The following is a 26,358-nucleotide window of genomic DNA, read 5'->3' on the forward strand; positions in this document are numbered from 1 at the left end:
GTGATAAGTTGGTTTTGGGTGTTCCACAGATAGCGCCACTCTTGAGGGCGATAGCCGTGTTGATGTACCACTTTCTTAGCCAATCGCCCATTCACATCGTAATGGTAGTCTTGATAGCCACGAGGTAATCCACGGCGAATAACGCGTCCGGCTTGTTGCTGTTGGGATAACTGATGGAGAGCCACTTGAGCGCCTTCAGGCACGACAGTGTGTTCAATCAGGTTTAAGTTAGCGTCGTACTGAAAACGCTCGTATTGGCTACGGTGCTGATTACTGTATTGGGTTTCTGTGATTTGGTCATTGGCGTTATAACGGTATTGGGTTCGCTGCCAACGCGTATCTTCAATACCCACGACATTATGGGCGCGGTCATAGTGGAATGACCGGTGCACATCGGTACAGACCGGAGGCAGATGCGGCGCTTCTTGCATGGCACGTAAGAAGTTCTCGGAGCCGCGTCCAGCGCGTTGGTGTGCTAATAAACCGGCTGCATTGTAGTGACTGGAGTTCACAAAGCCGGCGTCACTGCGGCGTAAATATTCTTGCCCCACGGCATTGTAGCTAAAGCGTAAGGGGGCATGCTGACCCACTTGTAGGGAAGTTAATTCCCCCAATTGACCGAAAGCGTAATGGAGTTCACGTTCACCAAAGCGCGTTTGGGTGAGGGTATGTGTAGCTTCATCCCATTGATGGTGTACCTCACGGCCATTAATGCGTTCGCAGGTTAACTGGCCGTGGGCATTGTATTCGAACTCGACCACCGAATCGGGGTTAGTGGCTTTAACGAGGCGTAAATGGGTATCGTATTCATAGGTGGTGGTGGAGAGGCATTGCGTGTTAATGCCATCGTCGACCCATTCACTTTGTTCAATGATGACTCCCGAGGAGGCATAGCGCCAGCGAAGCTCGTGGTTATCGGGGTAACGAGTGGCAATGCGTCGGCCTAAGCGGTCGTAACGATATTCAAGTACGCGTCCAGTAAAATCGGTTTCTCGAATGATTTGCCCAGCCGCATCACGCTCATAGGTATATGTTTCACCGAGTGAGCTTATCACTTTTTTCAGACGAGTTAATGCGTCATATTCAAAATGAATTTCGCTGCCATCGGGGCGTACCATTGCCATGAGCAAATCAAACGGGCCATACCGATAGCGGGTAGTGCGACCTTCACCGTCGGTGACCGCAACAACGCGGCGCTCGCTGTCATATTCAATGTGTTGATGGGTGCCATCAGGTAATAATACATCGCTGACACTGCCGTTAACGCCGTCATGCTCTTGACTATAACGGTAGCGGGTAGTGTGCTTGAGTGCATCGGTATAAGCTTGTAAGCGACCGAGTTCATCAAACTGATATTCAGTGCTATTTTGGTATGGGTTAGTGCTCTTAATCAGTTGATGTGCGGCGTTGTATTCATATTGCCACTGTGCACCATCGGGAGAAATGGCTTTGAGCAGTTCGCCGTGTTGGCTATATTCGTAAGTTTGTATTTGGCCTTGTGGGTCGATGATGGCTATTAGGTTTCCTTGCGTATCATAGCTTAGCTGCCATTCGTCGCCTGTTGGGGCAATGTAACGAGTGAGTTGTCCATTATCATTATATTCATAACCCACTTTACGTTTATCTGGTAGGTGAATCTGTGCCAGTAACCCATCGACATGGTAGATATAGTGTGTAGTCTCACCAGTATCATTGGTTTCACTGATCTTTTGAAAATCACGCCACTGTGTGCGAGTTTCTCGACCTAAAGGGCCAAGGGTACGCACGACCAATTGATCTTCATTGTAATAATAGCGGTAATGACCTCCTTCACCGTCTATATAAGTGTTAATCTGTAATGTGTCATCATATAAGAAACGATCGCACCAATACCCACTATCTGAATGAGTTTGAATGACCCGTCCTTGTTTATCATAACAAATAGTGAGTTCTGTTTGATCTGTATCTCGCCATGAGGTCATCCAACCTTCAGGTGTATAAGTGTGCCATAAGTGGTTTTGTTGGAAAGCATCACATTCACTTAAATAACCATGATTATCATATTGACACGTAACTAACCGTTGTATTTGCTGAGCATGCTCATAATTGATATGAGTTAGTTGGTTGTGTTGATAATGGAGTCGAACCAAAAAACCATCATCACGTAAAATGTGGCTGAGTTGCTGTTTATCATCGTAATGAAAGTGTAGTGCAATTCCTTGCAAATTAGTGATTTTAACTAATCGACGACAAGATAAAGATAATGTATCAAAGTGATAGATACGTTGACGGCGATTATCTTGTATTTGTAGCCCTGTTTGTTTATTACCCAATAGTAGATAATGTGGAGCTCGTAAGTTTCGGGAGCGCACTTCATCGTTAGGAGCGGTAAAAGTATATAAGCTCCCCTCAGGGTCTTGAAAGTCTATTGTGTTGTCATTGATTAGCAGATACATTGACCAGTTATCTGCCCATTTCTTTCCAAAAATACCATTGGGGGATTGAGTAGAGTAATAGGTTCGCGTTAGTTCGATAGGTAATAGACCCGGAATATTAATGACTGACCATGCTTGAATGAGATCGCCTCTCACTATATCGACGGGGTCACCACAGGTATTTACTTTATCAGTATCGTTTCCTTTTCCATCTTGATTTTTTTGGGTTTTTTTTGTGTCTTCGTTGACTTTAGTTGATGGAGTATCGGAGGTTTTATTTGATGGCGAGTTCGTATTTGGTTTAACTGTTCCGCCAGAAGATGGTGCTTTATTAGCAATATCTGCTACTTCATTAGATGTTTTTCGCGAAGTCTTGCCGATAATCTCAGCCGCTTCTTGAGTGAGCTCTTTCCCCAATTTTTTTCCAGCTTTTTTTACCAAACCAACTGGGGTGAACATCATCAGAAATGCACCGCCTTTTTCTGCATCTGACAATTCTGTAAATCGAATAGCATCAAATGGAGATTCACCAAATTGATCTCGAACTAACTGAGCATGATCTTCCAGTTGCTTTTGCCACTTAGCATTGAATAGTCCAGCAATTTTTGAGCCAAGAACACTCCCTGTAATTTCAATAATTTGAGCTCCAGTATAAGCTAGGTCGAGTACATCAGGTACCACATTCCATGTTTCTTTGAGAGCACCGCTTAATCCTTCAAAAGGAGAGTCAATAGCTGCTGATACTTCGTGACTAGTTTGAGTTGCCCATTTGGTTAAATCTTGTTTTCGTTCTTCAGCCCACTGACGGACATTTTCAGCCTCTTCAGCTGTCAATAAAGAGACTGGATGCCGTGTTGACATTTTTTTTTCTGCGGGTGTTTCTGTCTTAACAATGGGATTAGCATTTTCTACAGGGGCAGAGGAAGGTTTTGCTTGGTGTGTAATGACACCTTGAGTATTACCATTTGCAGAAATGTTGGAATGTTTCTTAATTTCGTCCTCTCGGCTGCTAATAAACCCAGATTCAGGGTAACCTTTCTCATCCGAATTTAATTCAGGTAAATTGAGTGAAGGGTTTTGCTGGCGAAAAATTTCATATTCTTCATGTGAATATTTTCCTGTTGAAATTATATTATATGAGCTATCGTCAAATTCGATATAAATAAGGCGTTCGCTAGTGTCATCAAATCTGGCATTACTGTATAACCTCCAATCAGCAACTTTATCTTTGACTTGCTCAAATGGTGGGTATGGCTTAGCTAGTGGGCTCGAACCAATTACGAGCATTGCATCTACATTATCTTGGTGATTAGACATTTATTATCCCTATTTCCCATTCATCCAAAATTTATCGTCATGACGCAATATAGGTTTTTTTCCTACTCGAACACTCTTTGAATGCTCGATGGGATAGCATTTGCCGCCGACAGTACCACTTTTCACACCATTAGCTACTCCTGGCGCATCACCTAAAGTGGTTGGAATATAGCTTTGATCGTAAACAACAACAGGATGACCATTGGCTTTGACGGATGGCACCACAGAGACTGCAGTTTCTAATTTTGCAATAACAGGGTATGGAATTGGCGGTGTTGATGAACCCATAGGCGTTTTACAGACATCAGGGGTTAAGCTAATCACCAACCATTCACCTTGTTGGCGAGCTAAATAATTATCAGCCATGGTTCAACTCCTCTTGAGTTTCAGCAAGACGAACTAATGGGGCATTTGGATCCATTTCAAATCGTGCTTCACATACACGTATAGGTAAATCAGCTTCAAACATTAAGCGATAGGTTAAGGACAGTTGTAATTTCTCAGTATCAATTAACAGCGTATCTAAATTGAGATGTAGAGGGATAAAAAGGCCATTTAACATGCGCAATAAAACAAAAGGCCGATGTCCCGGTAATGTTGTGTTGAGTTCACCACTTGGTGTTAAATTTTTGAGTATTAGTGAAAAATCAGTTTTTGGGTAAGTAATTTGTTGGTCGATTGGTGCACAGTTCCAATAACCAAAATCAAAATCACTGGGGAGATAAGGATGACGTTGGTTTAACCAAGTTTCATCATAGGTTCCAGCAAGCAAGCGCCGAGGCAACCATGCTCGACCAATCGCCCCAAATCCAGCGACAGGATTTTGTTGCAACTCATTATTTAATTGTGACGTCAACCATTCAGTGGTGATTGGATATTCTAATGATTCGATTTGTGGGGCAGGAAGTACAGTGATTTCTTTAGATTGTTGATACCATGGCGTGATAAATCCTTGTCCTAGCGGATTGTATTCATAGGTACTGTGTGCTATCGGTGCGAAATCCTTTTCAGGATGCTCAGCACGTAGCGCCTCAGGAAATAACGCTTCATCGGGAATAGGCTTAGCCAGTTTTTCATTTTCATAGACCTTACATTCACCACCAAATGCATAACGATAATCAATCGGCAATTGCCGTATGGGAGAAGGAGAAGTTAACTTCCATTCACCTGACTTTTCATCGAGTACAAACTGACGAGCCCCAAAACAGCGTAGGGATTTTTCAATTAGTACCTTATTATCTCGGCTTGTCATGGTAAAAGAGACAGTAATGGATTCAGCGGGCGTGTTGTCTGGTGCATACGCTATGCCATTGATTAGTACATCACAATGAGGTTTGAAGGGGGCTAAGTCACTTTCTACGAGAACAGATGAACTGTTTGGTTTACTAATAAATTGATCTTCAAACTCAAAATTTAAATCAGTCAGTAAAGAAGGAACATATTCCCCTTTATTTTCTGTTGGGACCAGAGCGTACCCAACCTTCATAGCAATTACATGGTGCTCAATATCTTCCACATTGAGCATTTTATAATTAAGAACTGAAAAAGGCGTAAGATTACGAAATTCCATTTCTTATCCTCTAGTTTAAGTCCACATCTTTACCGGTAATTTGTACAGGTCCGGATGCTTCAAAATTAAACTTATGTCCATTAATTGTGACATGGCCTGCACTATCCATCCGCAACACGCTGGCTCCACAGCGGAGTTCAATGACATCACCGACATTAATGGATAATTGATTGGTAACATTGATAGTTTTACTTTGCCCAACAGTCTCTGTATTGTCTTTATTAATGCTTTCAGTGCGATTGCCTTTCACCAGCATCTCTTGGTCGTTATCAACCACTTCCATATGGTCATGTAATACATGGGTAGTACGGTCATTGAGCACCTTCGTATTCATGTCTTTTTGGGCATGAATAAACACTTCCTGCTTGCCATCCTCATCTTCAAAACGTAGCTCGTTAAAACCTTTTCCTTTATGGGTTTTCGTACGGAAGGTCGTACGCGTTTTATTTTCAGGAAATTTTATTGGTGGTGCATTACGCCCATCGTAGGTACATCCCGTGATAATGGGGCGATCAATATCCCCGTTTAAGTAGCTTATCTGCACAATAGTGCCAATACGAGGTACGGCAGAAAAACCGTAGCCATTGCCACTCCATCCCATAGCAACACGCACCCAACAGGAGGCGCCATGATCAGGCTTACCATAGCGATCCCAATGGAAATGGACTTTAACGGCACCATATTCGTTGACGTAAATTTCTTCTCCTGGAGGACCAACTACGGTGGCTAATTCATCACCATCGGCAGTTGGTTTGTAATGATGAGGCGGGCGCCATTCTTCACGGCCAGGTATAAATGTAACGCTATTACTTAGTTGAGTTCCGTCACCACCCCCGTTATCGGCGAGTGGTTGTACGCCATGGTGAGTGACAGTGATGACTTGCCAACTGTCATTCATCAGCGCATTTGGGTGATTTTGTAAGGTGAAAATTTTTCCCGGACGTAAGGCAAAACAGTTAGTCGTGGCATTCCCCATGCGACTACCGCTACGTAATTGCTCAAATCGGACCTTTGTTAAAGGTTCGCCTTCCGCATCTAATTGGAAACGACCATAACTTTCAAACACACTATGTTGCCCTCCTTTTTCTAATTTCCCTTTATGCATCAGAGGGTAGGAAGGTCGAACATAATTATTATCTTTTTGGATCGTCTCATCTGAGCATAGATATTCACCGTATTGCCATGTTGAAACGGTGCTATCCGTTATATCGGTATCGGCTTGTGGGTTGTAGGTGAGGTGGATCCCCGCGGTCATTCCCATATGTTCATCGCTATAGAACATCTCTTCATCTTCAAACCAGAAGTTAATCCCTTCTTCAAAGGCTAAGCGACACCAAAAGTCATAAGCGGATTCCCGTTTTTGTGTGGTGTAGGTCCGTACCGGATGTAAAGCTTCACGGTAAAAAAGACAGTCTGATTTGACGTGCGCTTCGTCTAATAAGGTTTTTAAAATGGTGGGGGCGTTTTGGTCTTGGAAAATACGACTGTCTTGGTTGAGGGTCATGATCCACATTTCAGGACGAATATCAAAATGATACCACGTTTTCACTCCATCGGTATTACCTTGAGCAGCCCCTGCAAGAATACCTTTTACGGTACGCACAACTTTACCGTCACGTTTGACGGTAAGTGATGAAACTTGACCAAGATGTTCTTGGAAATCTATCACTGGGAGTAGGCTGACGGCATTAATGCTCAAGCTAAAGAGTGAAGAAAGCCCTTCCGTTAATGAAAAATCGGTAACTTGTAATGTTCCCGGAGGTAATAATCCGATTTCACAGGTAAATACTAATCCACTTGGATCAGGGTTGAGTCCTAGAGCACTGAGAAGTGTGGATTGTGCTTTATCAGCCATCTCACTATAAGCGCCTGTTTCTGAAGATATTGCTCCTTGTAGTCCACCAGTAAACCCACCGCCGGGTGTGAGTGCAGCAGAAACACCATCAAGGCGTGAGGTCATATTAGAGGCTACAGATAACGCTGTTTGCGCCGCATTAATGGCTTGTTGAGTTTTGGCGGACGCTTGAGAAATTAAGGCATCTTTAGCTTGATTGATGACTTCGTCTTGAATCGAGGCTATCGGATCTATAGATGGTTTTTTGGGGTCTTTTGAGAACATAAATAGGCTCCGAATTAACGGGTAGGCGTCATGACATTAAATAGAGAAAGACGAGCCTATGTAGGCTCGTCGAGTGAAGCGATTACGCCTCCAGCGGTGCGCGCCAGTCATCAGCACCAGAAGTGCCTGCTACGGTGTGCTCCCAGTCCACCTTACGGTAAGAGAGTGATACTTCGAGCAGCTGCGTATAATCCGCTTTGGCCGGATCTTGGCAGTGTGGCATTTGGCAATCGATGTTGACGATAGTCGCATCGGTCAGTGTGGTGGTGAAGAAGTGCTCTTGCTTCCCTTCAACAGACGTGCGGTACCATTTCAGTTCCACTTTTGGCAGCATTTCACCGGACGCCAGTGCGTTATACAGCAGTGGTACCGCTTTGTTTAATGCCACAGTAAAACGGAATGGCTTGTGAGCACGTTGGCCTGAAGGTTGACCGGATTGGGGGTCAGTTGGTACGGTCACAATATGGGAAAACTCTTGTACCAGCATTTGGTCTTCATGACCTTCTACGTAGATGTTACCGACCGATTCAGGGGTAAATGCTCCCGCAGTGATGTTGCCCTGCGTTTTTCCTTCGATAGAGATATAACATGGAGTTGGCATAATATGTCCTTTTATTATCCTGAGTTATCATAATAAGTCAGGTGATTAATAACGATGGTTTATTGCAATAAGAGCAATATATTCCTTGCTCAATATCATTAATATCAGCCAATGCGCATGGTGATTTCGGTTAGGAAAAATAATATATGCCGAGGGTGGGGATGTAAATGTATCGGAATAATCCGAACGGCCTAGGATAAGTGACTCAGCGTAAAATAATTGTCATATCGATATTTATTGCTTTCGTTTTGCCATTTTTAGTATTTAAGCAGTATAAAATGTTTTCGCTTTTGTTCGTTATTTTGATGAAAAACGCTTAACTATCGAAAATATTAGAAAAAATCTATGTACATTGAGCGAAAAAACGTTCCAGAAAATTCCTAACGTTTAATTTCTTTAACTCATTGTTTTACAATGATAAAAAATCTTACACTTAGAATGCTTGTTAAGTAGAGGATAAAGTCTGTTAGTTGTAAATTTTAATGCTAAAAAAGTATATCCTATAAAATAATTATTCTGATTGTTTTAATTTTTATCCATAATAACAAATAGTTACATGCATTGTTTAATAAGCAAATCTTCAAAGATCATTCCCAGCGTGGAATTTTGTACTCATAGGGCGATTGTCTTAATTAAAAGATATTGATGAATTTTATATTTTATTTTCACACCTTATTTATTACTTAATGAATTTTAAAGCATATGATATGGGAAAATGAATTAGAACAAGCTCTAAGCTCTTATCAAAATAGGAATATCTTGATGATGTCTAACTAACTCTGTTTTGCCATAAAACTAATAGCTGACATTAACTGTCACGGTATCGCTGTAATTTCCGGGTTGGTAGTTAGCAGAAGGAACAGTGACATACACGGGGTAAAGCTTAGCGATACCAGAGCCTATATCGGAAACCAAATTAACGAGGTTGTTACCCCATATTATCCCATTGGGTCCTGGTGTTGAGCTTAGTTGATAAGGTATTTGATCGGTTGTTGTTGGACTTTGCAAGAAACCTGCACCTTGCAAATTATTATTTGAAGGTAGTAAACCGATACTAAAAGGGGTTGTATTTGTACAGGTAACAGAAATATTACCATTAGCTGTGGTGTTGCTTGTCTGGCTTTTGACATTACCGAGATGAATATCGCCGCTGGCGGAAACAATGCATTGCTTATTAACTGTGGTTGTCACAGTAAAAGGAAAAGTGGGGCCAATAATGGAACCGCAACTATTTGGCGTACTGAGCAGACCGATATTTAAAGTTGAGCTAGCAGTCAATGAGGTATAGGTATCAATATAAGTGGCAGGGATCACGGTTGATGGATTGAGCGATAATTGGGCATAAACGGTCACCGAACCTGTTGTTGGCGTTGACCCTTGACCGATATTCAGTTTGATCATGACAGGGCTAGTGTCAGAAATATATTGGCTCCCCCAAATAAGACTATAATTTGCATTTTGATATAACTGATAGCTTATGGGGGCATTTATTCCAATGGGGGACATTTGCCGAGAAACGATTTGGCTAGAGGTACTGGAATTACCTATATTTAAACATAGTGTGGCGCCAAGAAACGTATCGAGTAACTCCTTCGTACAACTATAGTGAATAGTGAGTGAGGTAGTTGCAGTATTATTAGTTAAGGGCATGATGTTGCCGAAATTAAGTGTGTCGATATTTAAAATGGAGCAAGTTAAGCCATAAGCGGGGCGAGGTTGATTGAGAAATATTGCAAAGAAAGTGAATAATAAGCTCAGCGTTTTGTATTTGTTGGTAATGTGAATAGACATTATTTGATCCTTGGTTGACGGATTTTAATCTAAATAAGGGGATGACTCAGGATGGCAGTGTAATGGGCCAATCTGAGGAATAAGCTCATCGGTTTTTGGATAGGTAAATGTGACAGTACATTCTCCTTTGGGGTAATGGATCAGCAGATGGTTGTCAGTTTTTAAGGTATCGAAATAGGCTATGCCATCGTATCCCACTGTCACTAAATTCTCTTTTTGGCCATTTAATGCAACTTGGCTTCCCTCGGGTAATAGCACACCATTTGGGTCAGCGAGGATCACTAATGCAGGGTGCGTTTTAATTAAATCAAATTTAGCGAGAACACCTGAATGATATTTGGGGATAACGTCTATTTGGGTCTGTTTAACTTGAATATTGGCAGGTAAATGAGTTGGATCTAACGTTAGCACATTTCGCTGGTAACTATTAAGTGAAGGAATTAAAAGTAACCCATCATGATTTGTTGTACCGATAACGCTATTTTCTAACCGAATAGGAAGGTTGCCGATACCATTTGTTGATACAATGGCGAAGCTATTCATAATTGGCTTTGAAATAAAAAAGTGATTATTAGCCGCGACGATAGCACCACTTGCACCAATATACTGTGAGTGGGTTTGGTTTAGATTATTAAACCCTGAGCTAAGATGTATTTTATCGGTAAAATAATTAATATCGATTTGGTGATTATTTTCACTATCCTGCTTGCTTGCCGTAATATTCCAGCCTAACCCTCCCTCAGAAGGGGCCGATTGGTTTGCATTTATCTGGTACGTTTGAGCATTCTGATTTTTTTGGCTCGTGATGCGAATGCTTTGCTTATTCCCGAGTAGCATGGTGGCTGCTAGGTATATAATGCTTTCTTTATCATCGGTAAGTTTTTTATTAATACTGGCGCTAATAGATAGCGTATCGTTAATAGGTTTGTACCAATGAGCACCCAAATAACCTATTGTCGGATCATTATGGGGGCGAAAGCCAAAATAGGACAGACTAAAACTACCAAGATATTCCGAATTATAGCCAAAAACAGCATTACCATTAAACGCCAATGGTGGCGCAGAATAATTTGTTGCAATATCATGATACTGAGGTGTGGTTATGGTGGTTGAGGCGCTGAAATTAATGAGATTATTAGCCCAATGATAACCCGCATAATAGAGCCAACCTGGAGTGCGAGAGTCAGTGCTTATCGCGATAGCGGTTGAAAGTGTTCCTCCTCCTATTTGTGGTATCCAATGACTTTCAATCCCCAAATTGAACAAATCGGTTGCCAATTCGGCATGAGTGCCGGTTGTTAAATAATTATTTTCCCCATAACGAACCGTTGTGCTTATAACGGGCTTGCTAGCATAATCAAATGAGCGAATAGCATAATTTTCACGTATAAAGCCAATTTCAGCTGACCAATCAACAAGCCCCTCACGTAATAATGTTTGGTCATTATAAAATGAAATATTCTGAGTCGTGGCTCTACCTAATGAATCAGTTAACACAATTTGCGCTTTTCCTTCACCACTGACCGTCGGTAAGCTATTTAATGCAAAATGACCGATTGGCACTTCACCGCTATAGCGTTTAATACCATCAATATATAATTCCACGTTTGATGGCACCGTTGCCGAACCATAAAAAGTCGTCAATGGTGCAGTTGGCATATATGGCTGTAAGGAAAAATCAGTAGCTATTTGTAACCCTGCAATCCGTGTGGCGCGTGACCATGTTAAAGCACGAGTGACGGTATCCCCTAAATTCAAAAATAGGTGTTTGTCTTCAAATGAGGAGCGCCAAGCAGTATCTATGCGCGTCAATGAGGAGGATAATTCAGGGTGTCCCAGTGTATTGTGGCTTTGCTGTGTCGTACTCAATAGGCCAAATGGATTAAATAATCGTAATTCAGAAAAACTGCTTAATGAATTGGTGATATTTTTCGCTAGATGCAAATCATAATTTAATAAAGCGCCTTTTGAGGCGTGAGCTTGCACTTGTTCTGACGCTATTAAGTCAATAGTGGTAGCGTTAAGAGTTAATAATGAAAGTGGGGCGTCAATAATCAATCTCTGCTGATCGGCATGATAGCGATAACTAATCTCGGTTAGTTCATGCAAGCCGATAAGGCTTTTATGTTGTGTGGGGAGATTGAAATGTAATTGTTTTAATGTTTCAGCACTTACCCACAGTGTGTCATCTTGGTAACCAAAGCGAGCAATACCAAAATGCGTTTGATTAATGATGACCTCAAGATAAAGCTCAGTGCCGGGTAGCGATGAAGTATCATCAATCAAATGTTCAAAGGAAGTTGGGTAAGCATTTAGCTGAGCGGTAACCAAAATAGGATAAAAAGCAGCAAATAGCAGGGAAATTTCTGCTAATAAATGCAGGTAACAAATATTAAATAGGGTAGGTTTGCTGTTCACCATTGATCAAAGCTTTTATTGTATTGTTTGGTTTGGAGCAAACTTCGGGCAGTGTTACTTCCCATTGCATCGTTGAGCGCGGCAATACGTATCCTAACAAGCCGGAATTGATGATCGTATGTTTTCCTTTGCAGTCAATGAAGTGAATATTGGATAGTTGGGCATGGCTATTGCCGTTGTTATGTACAATCAGGGTGTTTTTAGATGGATGTTTTATGAGCTGCCATTCTAAGAAAACGGTAGTACTCGACATATTTAAGGGTTGTACAAAAATAGGCAGTGAATAATGCAAAACAAATTGTAATTTATTGCTGCTATTCTGCCCGGTAGGCAACTCATTTATTGAAAGGCGATAGGCTAATTCTTCACTCCCCATTATATTGTTGTTCCGGATCACTCTGACTAATTGTTGTTCATTGGGGTTCAGTTTGATCATAGGAGGACTGATAATAATGTCTCTGGTAGCCACTAGCTCATTGCTTGAATTTTTTTGATACCAGAGAAATGTCCTCACTTGCGCTTGTATCGGCTCTTTTCCATTATTACTTAGCCAAATTCCTGCGGAATTCTGTTGGGGATTAAATGTCAGTGTGACAGGTGTGACTTGTAACCCACCTCCATAAAGCTGGCTTGAGTAGAATAACCAGATGAATGAACAGATAAATAATGGTGAAAGTCTGCATGCCATTCGTTTGATCTTCCTTATAGTGATTTTGAAATGACGAAGCCTTAATAATTGACGTTAACAGTGACAACGTCAGAATAGGTATCTGGCGTGAAATTAGTGTTTGTCACTACCGCATAAACTGTAAAATTTTGCACCTCTCCATTGCCCGTTCCGGAAATTCCATTTCCTTGCGTTAACGATGTTGCGGTATTTCCCCAATGACTTCCTGTTGCAGATGATTGTTTGAGCTGATAAGGAATTTTATCGGTGTTGCTTATTGAATTAGTCACTGAAGATAAAGTGCCTGTGCCATCATCCGTACCACTATTCAGCGCCGAAGGTGACAACCCAATGCTAAAAGGAATGTTTTTCGAGCAGGTCACACTCAATGTGGTTTTCGACGATGGATTGCTAGTGTTTAAACTGACGGAGCCTAAGTTGATATCAGAATTAACACTCACTTGGCAGGAGCTGGTTACCGTCATTAAAACTTGAAAAGTGGTTGTTGCTAAGTTTGCTGCATTAAGACTGGATGACATTGAATAGGAGCCAATAGTTAGAAGAAATACGTTCTTCACTGTCGGTATCATAGGAACCTCGTGTAGGGATTATCGTTATATTAATCTTGAATTTTTACTTTCTGACAGCGAAAACGTATAAATTAATTCATCATAAAAAGAATAAAAGCAATATTATTATCTGTTATTTTTTGTTATTGAGATGGTTAATATATGAGGAATGATTTAATTTATTGATAATATTGGTATTTTTTTGGATGGAAAATAGCTCACTATCTTCGAATAGTCGCGATTGTTATTTTTGTTATCATAAAGTTAATCAATTGTTTAATGTTGTAAACAAAGTCAAAGCAAGGACTTTTTTATCGTTTTAAGGCGGTTTTTTCGGCGCTTTATCGCCTTTTTATCAAGGTGGGTAGGCAATGAAAAAAAATTTTTAAGCTAGTGAGATAGAAAAGAGCTAAGTGATTACTTTTAAAACAGTTTATATAACTTGATGAAGCTCTATTCAGCGGCATTATTTGAAACTATCCCATTAATTGGAAAACTTTCAGAAAGTATGAAACTAATTGTGATGTTTATCTCATTTTTGAGATTCTATTTTTGCTCATAAATTCAACAAATTGGCTATTAGATCCTATTTTATTTTTGAAATGAAATTTTGAAATGAAAAGAGGAGATAGCTGGATCCATTTTGCAGTTGCTAAGAAATTTTACTTATGTCGATTATTGAAAATAGTCAATTTGTTAAAATAAAAATAGATAGTATCAGTTGTAAACTATAACTTAATGTTACTAATTGTTACCTAGAAGGGAGTAAAATTTTACCTTTCTGAAAGAAAATTAGTAATCAGATAATGCTTGAATTTTTATGTTTTTATGCAACTAAATCTCTAAATATTGAAACAATAAATTAATAGAAAAATAATGTTTATAACCCGAATAATTTATTTTCTTGATCTCACTATTTGCGACGTTGGAAATGTAGGTTGATCATTTTATTAAAAAAAATAGACGCCAATGACAAATTGCCAAAAGTAAAATTATTGCCCAACCAATAAAGAATAAATGAGGTAAATAATGAATTTCTCTTTAAACATTAATTGATATTGCTATTTCTCAGATAAAAAAATAGCGGTTTTTGAAAAAATAAATTGTATTTTGTTAAGAAAAAATTACCAGTAAAGCGAAAGAGTAAATAATAATCAATATCATTTAATTGATTAATGAAACTTATTAAATATTAAGTGGGATTTATAATGCATCATTTGAATTGCAGTATAAAAAACAAACAATTGAGGTTGAGGAATTTTGAATGAATAATATTTACTTTATTGAATTAATTGAAATTTAATGGATAAAATTAAATCTGTTTCTCATTCAATTTGAACGTTTACCTAAAATAGATAAGAGTTTCCCAATAACTTTCTTTGATATAGATCAATATCCTGTTTTGTCTATTATGCTTGGTCTTTTTAGTTGACTTTTAAACAAATATGAGTAGAAAGGTTATCTAAGGTGTTGCAATTTGGGTTATGTCAAACTTATATGTCGTGGTTATTTGAGATATGGAAGTAGAAGATATAGTTATAATGAAGAATTGTTTATGAATCGACGGATTATCGTTCTAATAGGGTAAAAAGAAACATCAGCATCTTGAATAGTTAATTTTGTGGTGCATAATAAATAACGACTAAAATTGATATCGGCAAATTCCTACATTTGATAAAGATTTTAGTTGGTTCATTATTTTTTGTAAGTATTTAGGAAATAGATTTAATTTAAGTTTTAACTTTCACGTATTTTATACTCCTTAATAGGTATTCGCTTAATGAGTGGCATGAATCGGTAATGGAGACTGTCGCCTAGTATATTTTTCTTATTATTAAAAATTAGGTTATAGCGGTACGTTTAAACTTCATGTTTGTCCTATTTGCACACAGATGTAGATAATATTTAAAAGGAAAAAAAATGACCTCAACGACTGATTTTCTGAAGCATATATACGATATTAATCTTTCCTATCTGCTGCTTGCTCAAAAACTTATCTCTCAAGAAAAGGCCTCCGCGATGTTTCGTCTTGGTATTTCTGAATCAATGGCGACTACATTAGCAGATCTTTCCTTGCCTCAATTAGTTAAATTAGCAGAAACAAACCAGCTTATCTGCCAATTTAGATTTGAAAATAGTGACACGATAGAGAAGTTAACACGTGACTCAAGGGTGGATGAATTACAACAAATTCATACAGGTATATTACTTTCAACTCACTTGTTGCAAACGCACAAGGCACATGACAATGAAACAGCGAGAAAATGATGAGTAGCACTACTGAAAAAAGTATTGTTAAAGAAGCTAGCGATATTCGCCTTGCGATGGAACTGATTTCTTTAGGCGCTCGTCTCCAAATGTTAGAAAGTGAGACCCAAATTAGCCGAGGTAGATTAATCCGTTTATATAAAGAGTTAAGAGGATGCCCACCACCAAAGGGTATGCTTCCGTTTTCAACTGATTGGTTTATGACTTGGGAACAAAATATTCACTCTTCCATGTTTTATAACGCTTATCAGTTTTTAATTAACACAGGGCACTGCAAGGGTGTTGATGCCATTGTGAAAGCTTATCGTCTATATTTGGAACAATGCGCACCGCAATCAGAAGAACCATTATTAGCTTTAACACGCGCATGGACACTAGTTCGTTTCGTTGAGAGTGGCATGTTGCAAAGCTCGGTGTGTAGCTGCTGTCATGGCTCATTTATTACTTATGCTCATATACCAGAAAATAGTTTTACTTGCAGTTTATGCCAGCCGCCATCACGGGCAATAAAAAAACGTAAACTTTCCGAACATCTCGCCGATATTACGGTATATCGACAGGATGGCATTACTAAAGCGGTAATGTAATTGGATTGATGTGGTAAACAGATAATAAATTATCTGTCCTTCCTAATATTCCCTTTAACTGCCATCTGTTACATAACTGAGTTGAAGGGAATATTGTGTTAATACTCATCGGATATATCATTGTTACAGGTACAGTCATCGGCGGCTATCTGATGCTTGGTGGCCACTTAGGGGCACTTTACCAACCTGCTGAATTTGTCATTATTCTAGGTGCCGGTTTCGGTGCATTCGTTGTTGGTAACAGTGGTAAGTCGATTATCGCCTTATGCAAAGTGTTACCCCGCGTGTTCCGCCGTTCTTCATACAACAAAGCGATGTCCATGGATTTGATGGCATTGCTATTTCAGTTATTAAATAAATCACGTCAAGAAGGTTTACTGGCGCTTGAAAAAGACATTGAAAACCCTCAAGAGAGTGAAATTTTCTCGCAATATCCCCGTGTATTAAAAGATAAAACAACGCTGATGTTTGTTGTGGATTATTTACGCCTAATGGTAACAAGCAATCTACAAAGTCATGAAATTGAAGCCTTGATGGATGAAGAGCTTGAGACTTTTCGCCAAGAAAGTGAGGTGCCTGCCTCTGGTTTAAATATGGTTGGGGATTCAATGCCGGCTTTTGGTATCGTTGCCGCCGTACTGGGTGTGGTTAACGCATTGGGATCAGCCGATCGCCCTGCGGGTGAACTAGGCGCATTAATTGCGCATGCGATGGTTGGTACTTTCCTTGGTATTTTAGTGGCTTATGGGTTTATTTTACCGCTGGCTGCATTGATTCGTTTACGCACCAATGAACAATTAAAAATGTTGGAATGTATAAAAGTGACATTCCTTTCCGCGTTACAAGGGTATGCCCCTCAAATTGCTGTCGAATTTGGTCGTAAAGTCTTGTACAGCGCTGATCGCCCTTCATTCATGGAACTAGAAGATAAGGTTCGCGAAGTCAAAATTAGTCATCGTTCACAAGCACAGAGCGAGGAGTAATGAGCCAATGAGAGGAAATAACGCCCATATTATTCGAGTCAAAAAGCGCGTTGCAAGCCATCAAAATGGACATGGTGGCTCTTGGAAAATTGCCTATGCAGACTTTATGACGGCGATGATGGCGTTCTTTTTAGTGATGTGGCTAATTTCCATATCTAGCCCACAAGAATTGACACAGATTGCCGAATATTTTCGTACCCCATTAAAAACAGCCATTAATTCAGGCACTAAAAGTGGTGATGCCACCAATCCAATTCCGGGCGGGGGGAAAGATATCGTGTTTCGTGATGGGGATATCTTACCTGAGCCGAATAACAAAATAGAAGATCAATCCAATTATCGGTTTGAAAAACTAAAGCAATCGCTTGAGCAAGCGATTCTAAAAGACCCGCGGTTAAATGAACTGAAGCCTCATCTACTGATCGACATGATTGATGATGGCTTACGCATCCAAATTGTTGATAGTGAAAATCGCCCAATGTTTATGGTGGGCTCTGCCTATGTTGAGCCACATATGCGTGACATTTTGCGTGCCATAGCACCTTTACTCAATGATGTTCCAAACAAAATTAGCATATCAGGTCATACCGATGATCTGCCGTATGCGAATGGAGCCAACTATAACAACTGGGAATTATCAGCTGATAGGGCAAATGCTTCGCGTCGTGAACTTATCGCTGGGGGATTAAACCAAGACAAAATTTTACGTGTTGTAGGGATGGCTTCCAGTATTCATCTGGATAAAAACAATGGATTAGCGCCAGTCAATCGCCGTATTAGCATCATTGTATTAAATGAAACTGAGACTGAACAGATATTGCATGAATACGATGGTGCAACGCCACTGAATGAACTATTGAACAAACCGCAGCAAGACGCTGAGGCATCATCAATAGAGAATGCAGAAAAAAAGGCGGATGGGGCAACTCATTCAGCAGCAGTATTAACGCCTTCAAATTAATTTTCGTTGTGACACTTAAAAACAGACTTACAACGTTAAGTGAAACCTAAGCTAAATTGGATAAGAACCATGGATATTACCGAGTTTTATCAAACGTTTTTCGATGAAGCTGATGAGCTACTTAGGGATATGGAACAACATTTACTTGAGCTCGATCCTTTCGACCCAGATAGCGAACAGTTAAATGCCATTTTCCGTAGTGCCCATTCAATAAAAGGGGGCGCTGCGACCTTTGGTTTCACACAGTTGCAAAACACCACGCATACATTGGAAAACCTGCTCGATAAAGCACGTCACGATGAACTGACTTTAACGCCAGATATTATTGATGTTTTTTTAGACGCTAAAGATGTGATGGCATCACAACTTGAAGCTTATAAAAATGACTCGTTACCTGATGAAGAGGCATTTAAACATATTTGTGAGGTGCTTGGCCGCGTTGAACAAAAAGCAGAAGAAGTGGTCACTGAGGCACTTCCAATCCAAGCACCGACTCCGATTGAACAGCCGACGGTAACTGAAATAGCGGCAAGTGATGAATATACCCATTACTTTGTTATCACGCTAAGTCAGCTAAAAGCCAATGAAGTCGATTTATTAGCAGAAGAATTGGCTTTATTTGGCACACTTTATGACACCGAAAAAACGGCAGATAGCTTAAAAGCTTGGCTTGGAACAAATACCGTGATTGACGATATTTGTGGGGTGCTCTGTTTTGTGGTCGATGAATCACAAATTACACATCAAGTGGTTGATGCTCAAACTTGTTTAGCCCATTTACCGCCAGCTGCCAAGTCACCTGCCGAAGATGTTGCTACCACGGCAGTAGCTGAAGCGGCGATGAAACCTAAGGCTCCACAAACAGACGCTGAAGAGACGACGAAATCGAAACCTACGGCAACAGCTCGTAAGGCGCCTCCGGCAAAAGCGAAAGCGGATTCCAGTAGTATTCGTGTTGCCGTGGAAAAAGTGGACCAACTGATTAATTTAGTCGGCGAGCTGGTGATCATTCAATCCATGCTGACACAACATAGCCAGCAGCTTGACCATAACGAATACGGTGACTTATTGAGTTCGATTGTGCAGCTAGAGCGCAACTCGCGAGCGTTGCAAGAGTCTGTTATGTCGATCCGCATGATGCCAATGGATTATGTATTTAGTCGTTTCCCTCGAATGGTGCGAGATATCGCCACTAAGCTTAACAAAAAAATAGAGCTGAAGGTGGAAGGAAGTGCGACAGAGCTTGATAAGAGCTTGATTGAACGGATTGTAGATCCACTTAACCATCTTGTACGTAATAGCCTCGATCATGGTATCGAGAAACCAGAAGTTCGTGTGGCAAATGGTAAACCGGAAACAGGGACTTTGACCTTATCTGCATCACATCAAAGTGGCAACATCTGTATTGAAGTTCGTGACGATGGGGCGGGGCTTAACCGTGAACGCATTTTGGCGAAAGCACGCTCCCAAGGCATGAATGTTCATGATGGCATGAGTAATGAAGAGATAGCCATGTTAATTATGGCGCCTGGTTTTTCTACAGCCGAAGTGGTCACCGATGTTTCTGGACGCGGCGTTGGCATGGATGTGGTGAAACGCAATATTCAAGATATGGGGGGCCGTATTCAGATTGGTTTTACCGAAGGAAAAGGAACCATTATTCGCATTTTGCTGCCTCTCACATTGGCTATCCTCGATGGTATGTCGGTTAAAGTTGCAGAGGATGTTTTTATTGTTCCTTTAAGTGCCATTATCAGTACGTTGCAACCACGCCAAGAAGATATTTATCGCCTTGCTGGTGAGGAAAAAATGTTATTGGTTCGTGGTGAGTATTTGCCATTAGTTGAGTTGCATCAAGTGTTTAGCATCACAGGCGCAGAGCGTGATTTAACCAACAGTATTGTGCTGATTATTCAACATGCCGGACACCGTTTTGCACTGTTGGTTGATAAGTTAATTGGGCAACAGCAGGTCGTTGTTAAAAATATTGAAAGTAATTACCGAAAAATCCCCGGTATTTCCGCCGCCACCATTATGGGGGATGGCTCGGTCGCTCTGATTTTAGATGTTGCCGAGCTACAACAAATGAATAACAGCATTCTGCTCAAAAAGAAGCAGCAAATTGCACAACCCGTTATGCACTAAATAGAGGCTAAACACCATGTCAATGTTGGATGATGATTTAAATAAACTTGATGAAGAAAAAAATGGGGAAGGTTATCTCATTTTTACTTTAGGTGAAGAAGAATATGGCATTGAAATATTAAAAGTACAGGAAATCCGAGGTTACGAACAAGTGACTCGTATTGCCAATACGCCAGACTTTATTAAAGGGGTGACCAATTTAAGAGGTGTGATTATCCCTATTATTGACCTGCGTGTGAAATTCTCTCATCAAAATGTCACTTATAACGATAATACCGTCGTTATTGTGGTGAATTTAAAAGATCGTGTTGTTGGAATTGTTGTTGATGGTGTTTCCGATGTATTGGTTTTAAACGAAGAACAAATTGCAGCTCCGCCTGATTTTGCGGTGACATTATCTACTAAGTACCTGACAGGGCTAGGTACAGTCGGTGAAAGAATGCTGATTTTAGTGGATATAGAAAAGCTTTTAACCAGTGATGAGATGGCACTGATTGACAACATGGCCGAGTAATAACTTGGCCTCAAATATTCTATCTACTATGGCTAAAGTTTTTAGCCTTATGACCGATATCCAAATTACAATAACATTATGTTAGTAAAACATCATGCATAGCCGAATTAAAATCGTATCAGGACTTTTGTCCGTCATTGTTATCTTTATTCTGTTGCAATTAATATCCAGCGGTTTGATGTTCAATAAACTTGGGGATAATAGTGACAGTATTAAATATTTGAATTCGCTCCAACGCCAAAGACAAGTATTAACCGAAAGTTGGGTTAATTTATTACAAGCTCGCTCTAATTTAAATCGCTCGGTCAATGCTTTTTTATTGGAAGGGCGTACCTACCAAGATGATGCTTCTGCCGAAGATTTAATTAAAGCGGCAGAGCGTAATTTCAAAGCCGCAGATGCTGCTTATCAGCGATATATCAACCTGATGGCAGAAACGAGCCATGATAAAACGAAATTTGAACAGCTTTTTTCCACCTATGAAACTTATCGGGACGCTCTGATCCAGCTAGGAAAATATGCTCAAAAAGGGCAGTTAGATGAATTCTATGCTCACCGTACATCTGGGTATCAAATTAAATTTGAAGAACAGTTTAATGCTTACTTTGCGGATATTTCGGAAGATTTCCAAAGTGAAGTGAAACGTGCAGAAGCAAATTATCGCGAATCACTTTATATGATTATTGTTTTATCAATCGTATTAGCACTGATTGGCTTCTTTAGTTATCGCTATGTACGCAAAGGCATCATTGAACCATTAAGAGCTTTAATTCAACGAATTACCACTTTTGCTGCGGGGGATTTAACCCCAAGTGTTGATACTAAAGCAACAAATGAAATTGGTGAATTAGCGCGTGGCGTAGAGCATATGCAAAAAGAGCTGATCAACACCGTACGCGGCGTTCGAGATGGTAGTGAGACTATTTATCAAGGCACCAGCGAAATTGCTGCGGGTAATAATGATCTCTCTGCACGCACTCAACAACAGGTGGCTTGTTTAGAAGAAACCGCGGCAAGTATGAGCGAGTTGACGGCGACGGTTAAGCAAAATACAGAATACGCTCACCAAGCAAGCGAATATGCAAGCCAAGCTTCAGCGATTGCGAAAGAGGGCGGGAAAGTGGTATCCAACGTGGTAAATACCATGCTGAATATTGCAGAAAGCTCGCAAAAAATCTCAGATATCACGGCTGTCATTGATAGTATTGCTTTCCAAACCAACATATTAGCCCTAAATGCGGCGGTTGAAGCTGCTCGCGCTGGGGAGCATGGTCGTGGGTTTGCAGTTGTTGCCGATGAAGTGCGTAATCTGGCACAACGTAGTGCAAATGCAGCCAAAGAGATCAAAGCACTCATCGAAGATTCTGTATCAAGAACGGATACAGGCGCGCGCCAAGCAGAAGATGCAGGTGAGACAATGACTAAAATTGTCGAGTCAGTGACCCGTGTTACCGACATCATGTCGCATATTGCGTTGGCCTCAGATGAACAAAGCAAAGGCATTTCACAAGTCAGCATTGCTGTTGAAGAGATGGATAAAGTCACACAGCAAAACGCGTCATTGGTTGAACAGTCAGCGGTTGCGGCAAATGTTTTGGAAGAACAAGTCGCAAAACTTGCTCAGTTAATCTCTATTTTCCGTTTGCCTGCAATGAAACAAAAAGAGTTACAAACAACTGAGCCTGCGGCAAGAACCATTTCAAATGTCGTGAAGACACCGGATCTAAATAAAATATCATCGAAAAATCATCAAGATGATGACAATTGGGAAACTTTCTAAAGACTCAGCTCAGCTTAGCGCTGCCAAGTTTTACACTTGGCAGCGTTTCTGTGCATCACTGCGATAGTGACTGTAACGCATGGAAATCTTGGCTGGCGTATGTGGGGATAAAATATGTTTGGTAAGAGTATACGGATTTCAGTCAGTTTATATCTGCTTCTCGTGATGTTTTGTGGGATGCAAATTGTGTCGAGCGCACTCTCATTAGGGATAGTGTCAAGTGAGCTCTCCTCTTTAGAGCGTATCGATCTTGGTTCGAAAAAACGTGATTTACTCGAAACAACTTATGAAGATTTGATGCAGGCTCGTAGCACATTGACTCAAATTGTCGTGCATATGAAAGTGGACTCGGATACCGCGAGTATTAATAACGCAAAAGCGGTTTTTGAGCAATTTTTACAACAAGCTGCTGACGACTACGAAAAATTTAAAGCTCAGCCATTATTGAGTGAACACGAAAACCTCGCGGTTATTGACGAAAAATATCAAGCGTTTCTAGCGATTTTAAAAGAGTTAAGAGCGTTAATTGATAAAAATGATATTCCTGGTTATGTCGCATTACCTGCACAACAACATCAAGAACAGATGGCCGCAGTTATCGATCAATACCTGAATTTATTGAATACCGATAGCCAAAACTCATTAGATTCCGCCAATTTTTATAACAAAGTGGCATGGTTCATGTTCTTTGCGGTGACTTTTATTATTTTAGCGGTTTCTGGCTTAGCCCATTTTTGGATGAAACGAAAACTCATTTATCCATTGATGAGCATGAGCGATCACTTTATGAAATTGGCGAAAGGTAAGTTGAACCAAGATATTCGAGTGACGACACGTGACGAAATTGGTGAGGTCTTTGAGCAACTAAAATTAATGCAAGAATCACTGGCGACCTCCGTCATTAATTTACGTACCAATACCGACCAAATGTATACCGGTATTCGTGAAATTGCGTTGGGTAATAATAATTTATCATCTCGCACCGAACAGCAAGCTGCGTCGCTAGAAGAAACAGCGGCTAGCATGGAGCAACTCACAGCGACGGTGAAACAAAACGCAGATAACGCACGTCAAGCCAGTGAGCTAGCAATATCAGCATCAAAAACAGCAACAAAAGGCGGCGATATTACCGTTGATGTTATTGATACCATGACGGAAATTTCACATAGCTCGCAAAAAATTAGCGCCATTATTAGCGTAATCGATGGCATTGCTTTCCAAACAAATATTTTGGCTTTAAACGCGGCAGTAGAAGCGGCAAGAGCCGGAGAGCAAGGTCGAGGCTTCTCCGTGGTGGCAGGGGAAGTACGTGCTTTAGCTCAGCGTAGCGCAGAAGCGGCAAAAGAGATCAAAACACTAATTGATGAATCTGTGGGTCGTGTTAATCAAGGATCTCAATTAGTTAATGAGGCCGGACAAACCATGAATGAATTAGTGGCGGCAGTTAATCAGGTCACCGAATTGATGGGCAATATCGCCTCTGCCTCTAATGAGCAAAGTCGTGGTATCGAACAGGTCGCAACCGCAGTGAGCCAAATGGATTTAGTGACGCAACAAAACGCTGCGTTAGTGGAGCAATCTACAAGTGCAACAGCTGCCTTGGAAGATCAGGCAAATAACTTAGTCGATACAGTTGCCTTTTTTGAAGTGTCAGAAACAAAAGCCGCACAGGTTAGCTAGTTATTATTGTTAAGACTAAGCAGCCGATAACCGGCTGCTTCTGGGTTTTTATCAAATAGGACAAAGTACGATGCTTTTTGCACCACAAATAGAACCATTGACCGATGAAGAGTTTGGTCGGGTTTGCCGGTTTATTCATAAAAAATCAGGCATCGTTCTTACCATGAATAAAAAAAGCATGGTGTATAACAGGCTGCTAAAACGACTACGTGATTGTAACGTCAATAATTTTTCTGAATACCTACGTATGCTGGAGCGCGAGCCTTTACACCCAGAGTGGCAAGCATTTGTCAATGCGTTGACGACAAATTTAACCGCCTTCTTCCGAGAGCCTCACCATTTCGTGACATTGGCTGACTTTGTACGCTCTCGTAAAAGTAGCAATATCAATATTTGGTGTGCGGCCTCTTCTACCGGTGAAGAGCCTTACTCCATTGCGATGACATTAAGTGATGTGCTCGGTTCACAAGCGGTGAATGCCAAAGTTATTGCGAGTGATATTGATACCGAAGTGTTAAGTAAAGCAAAACAAGGTGTTTATCGTATCGAGGAGTTAAAAGCCCTCAGCGCGTTGCAACGTCAACGCTATTTTATGAAAGGCGTTGGCGACTTTGAAGGCTATGCGCGAGTGAAACAAACGCTTAGGCAGATGATTGAATTTCGTTATTTAAATCTCAGTGATAGCGATTGGCAGCTTCAACACCGTTTCGATGCAATCTTTTGTCGTAATGTCATGATCTATTTCGATAAAGACACGCAGATCAAATTATTAGAACGATTTGCACCGTTACTCAAACCGGATGGACTGTTATTTATCGGCCATTCAGAAAATTTATCTCAATTATCACAACGATTTGTAATTAAAGGACAAACCGTCTACAGCCTACAACCGGCGAGGAGGGGGTGATGAAAAAAATTAAAGTGCTTTGTGTCGATGACTCAGCACTAATGCGTCAAATCATGCGTGAAATCATTAACAGTCACTCCGATATGATGGTAGTTGACACAGCGCCTGATCCTTATGTAGCTCGTGACTTAATTAAACAACATGAACCCGATGTGTTAACGCTCGATGTTGAAATGCCACGTATGGATGGAATTGATTTTTTAGAGAAATTGATGCGTTTACACCCATTACCTGTCGTGATGGTATCAACATTAACTTCTAAAGGCTCAGAGGTTACATTAAAAGCGTTAGAGCTGGGCGCGGTTGATTTTGTTACCAAACCACAGATTGGTATTCGTGAAACAATGATGAGCTATCGAGATGTGATTGGTGAAAAAATTCGTGCTGCCGCCATGTCGAAAATAACACATCGAAACCGTTTTGCGCGCACAGAAAAAGCAACTCCAGAGCCAGCCAATATCGCTAAGCCATTATCTGCTTATGTTTGCCATAGCAGAGTGATTGCCGTGGGCGCTTCGACGGGAGGAACAGAAGCCATCCGTCAATTTTTAGAAATGTTGCCTCGCGAATGTCCGCCAGTCGTGATCACTCAGCACATGCCTGCGGGTTTTACGCGTTCGTTTGCAGAAAGACTAAACAAGTTATGCTCATTGACGGTAAAAGAAGCGGAGCACAATGAGCCTTTACAAAAGGGCTATGCCTATATTGCGCCGGGTGACTCTCACATGCTGGTGGTTGATAACGGGCGAGGGTATCAGATTCGTTTGCAACAAACCGAGCCGGTTAATCGCCATCGTCCTTCTGTCGATGTGTTATTTGATTCTGTTGCGAAATGTGTGGGGCGTAAATGTGTTGGCATTCTATTGACCGGAATGGGGATGGATGGGGCCAAAGGTATGCTCAACTTGCGCCAACAAGGTGCGGTGACTTACGCACAAAATGAAAGTAGTTGCGTGGTATTTGGCATGCCACGTGCCGCTATTGAGCTGGATGCCGTGGACGAAATTCAGGATATCGCCAAAATTGCCCCAAGCGTTTTGGCTCGACTTTCATCTGTTTCCGCTTAG

19 protein-coding genes are annotated in these 26,358 nt (G+C 40.8%); 10 read left to right on the forward strand and 9 right to left on the reverse strand.

Annotated features, from left to right (window positions below; all coding sequences use genetic code 11):
* The 9 genes from PR709_RS08610 to PR709_RS08650 form a co-directional block, all read right to left on the reverse strand.
* Nucleotides 1-3,731 (reverse strand): DUF6531 domain-containing protein (locus tag PR709_RS08610; protein WP_272570862.1); only part of this gene is annotated, 3,731 nt, incomplete at its 3' end.
* Between the two features lie 9 nt (nt 3,732-3,740).
* Nucleotides 3,741-4,097 carry a DUF4150 domain-containing protein gene (locus tag PR709_RS08615; protein WP_004918553.1) on the reverse strand — a complete coding sequence of 119 codons (357 nt, stop codon included), beginning with the start codon at nt 4,095-4,097 and terminating at the stop codon, nt 3,741-3,743.
* A complete protein-coding gene (locus tag PR709_RS08620) occupies nt 4,090-5,301 on the reverse strand; it encodes a DUF2169 family type VI secretion system accessory protein (protein WP_004918554.1) in 1,212 nt (403 codons plus the stop codon). Before PR709_RS08620 ends, PR709_RS08615 begins: the two co-directional genes overlap by 8 nt.
* 10 nt (nt 5,302-5,311) lie before the next feature.
* Nucleotides 5,312-7,420 (reverse strand): type VI secretion system Vgr family protein, encoded by a 2,109-nt coding sequence (locus PR709_RS08625; protein WP_272570863.1) that lies wholly within the window; start codon nt 7,418-7,420, stop codon nt 5,312-5,314.
* A gap of 82 nt (nt 7,421-7,502) precedes the next feature.
* Nucleotides 7,503-8,021, reverse strand: coding sequence for an Hcp family type VI secretion system effector (locus tag PR709_RS08630; protein ID WP_004918557.1), 519 nt, complete (start codon nt 8,019-8,021; stop codon nt 7,503-7,505).
* Between the two features lie 795 nt (nt 8,022-8,816).
* Nucleotides 8,817-9,812 carry a Csu type fimbrial protein gene (locus tag PR709_RS08635; protein ID WP_088499379.1) on the reverse strand — a complete coding sequence of 332 codons (996 nt, stop codon included), beginning with the start codon at nt 9,810-9,812 and terminating at the stop codon, nt 8,817-8,819.
* 24 nt (nt 9,813-9,836) lie between these two features.
* Nucleotides 9,837-12,233, reverse strand: coding sequence for a fimbria/pilus outer membrane usher protein (locus tag PR709_RS08640; RefSeq protein ID WP_272570864.1), 2,397 nt, complete (start codon nt 12,231-12,233; stop codon nt 9,837-9,839).
* Entirely contained in the window at nt 12,205-12,918 is a 714-nt protein-coding gene (locus PR709_RS08645) for a fimbrial biogenesis chaperone (RefSeq protein WP_053110751.1), read from the reverse strand. The genes PR709_RS08640 and PR709_RS08645 overlap by 29 nt, the downstream gene beginning before the upstream one ends.
* 41 nt (nt 12,919-12,959) lie before the next feature.
* Complete coding sequence (locus tag PR709_RS08650) at nt 12,960-13,487, reverse strand: Csu type fimbrial protein (RefSeq protein ID WP_223854747.1); 528 nt, start codon at nt 13,485-13,487, stop codon at nt 12,960-12,962.
* A 1,899-nt stretch (nt 13,488-15,386) separates the two neighbouring features.
* On the opposite strand from PR709_RS08650, the gene flhD reads away from it, so the two are divergent.
* The 10 genes from flhD (at nt 15,387) to PR709_RS08700 (ending at nt 26,358) form a co-directional block, all read left to right on the forward strand.
* Nucleotides 15,387-15,734: a flagellar transcriptional regulator FlhD gene (flhD, locus tag PR709_RS08655; RefSeq protein WP_004918564.1), complete on the forward strand. Its 348-nt coding sequence runs from the start codon at nt 15,387-15,389 to the stop codon at nt 15,732-15,734.
* Nucleotides 15,734-16,321 carry a flagellar transcriptional regulator FlhC gene (gene flhC, locus PR709_RS08660; protein WP_040133449.1) on the forward strand — a complete coding sequence of 196 codons (588 nt, stop codon included), beginning with the start codon at nt 15,734-15,736 and terminating at the stop codon, nt 16,319-16,321. Before flhD ends, flhC begins: the two co-directional genes overlap by 1 nt.
* Before the next feature lie 95 nt (nt 16,322-16,416).
* Nucleotides 16,417-17,304 (forward strand): flagellar motor stator protein MotA, encoded by an 888-nt coding sequence (gene motA, locus PR709_RS08665; RefSeq protein WP_004918567.1) that lies wholly within the window; start codon nt 16,417-16,419, stop codon nt 17,302-17,304.
* A gap of 7 nt (nt 17,305-17,311) precedes the next feature.
* The gene (gene motB / locus PR709_RS08670; RefSeq protein WP_004918569.1) at nt 17,312-18,265 is read left to right on the forward strand and encodes a flagellar motor protein MotB; all 954 of its coding nucleotides are present in this window, start codon (nt 17,312-17,314) and stop codon (nt 18,263-18,265) included.
* 69 nt (nt 18,266-18,334) lie between these two features.
* Complete coding sequence (cheA, locus tag PR709_RS08675; RefSeq protein ID WP_004918571.1) at nt 18,335-20,410, forward strand: chemotaxis protein CheA; 2,076 nt, start codon at nt 18,335-18,337, stop codon at nt 20,408-20,410.
* A gap of 16 nt (nt 20,411-20,426) precedes the next feature.
* Nucleotides 20,427-20,924 (forward strand): chemotaxis protein CheW, encoded by a 498-nt coding sequence (gene cheW / locus PR709_RS08680; protein ID WP_014658051.1) that lies wholly within the window; start codon nt 20,427-20,429, stop codon nt 20,922-20,924.
* Nucleotides 20,925-21,018: 94 nt separating this feature from the next.
* Nucleotides 21,019-22,704, forward strand: a complete 1,686-nt coding sequence (locus tag PR709_RS08685; RefSeq protein ID WP_014658052.1) for a methyl-accepting chemotaxis protein — start codon at nt 21,019-21,021, stop codon at nt 22,702-22,704.
* Nucleotides 22,705-22,818: 114 nt separating this feature from the next.
* Nucleotides 22,819-24,384: a methyl-accepting chemotaxis protein gene (locus tag PR709_RS08690; RefSeq protein ID WP_004918577.1), complete on the forward strand. Its 1,566-nt coding sequence runs from the start codon at nt 22,819-22,821 to the stop codon at nt 24,382-24,384.
* Nucleotides 24,385-24,454: 70 nt separating this feature from the next.
* Complete coding sequence (locus PR709_RS08695) at nt 24,455-25,291, forward strand: chemotaxis protein-glutamate O-methyltransferase (protein WP_004918579.1); 837 nt, start codon at nt 24,455-24,457, stop codon at nt 25,289-25,291.
* Nucleotides 25,291-26,358 carry a protein-glutamate methylesterase/protein-glutamine glutaminase gene (locus PR709_RS08700; RefSeq protein WP_014658053.1) on the forward strand — a complete coding sequence of 356 codons (1,068 nt, stop codon included), beginning with the start codon at nt 25,291-25,293 and terminating at the stop codon, nt 26,356-26,358. Before PR709_RS08695 ends, PR709_RS08700 begins: the two co-directional genes overlap by 1 nt.

Origin of the sequence: Providencia sp. PROV267, from assembly GCF_028477825.1 — a bacterium.
Lineage (GTDB): Bacteria > Pseudomonadota > Gammaproteobacteria > Enterobacterales > Enterobacteriaceae > Providencia > Providencia stuartii.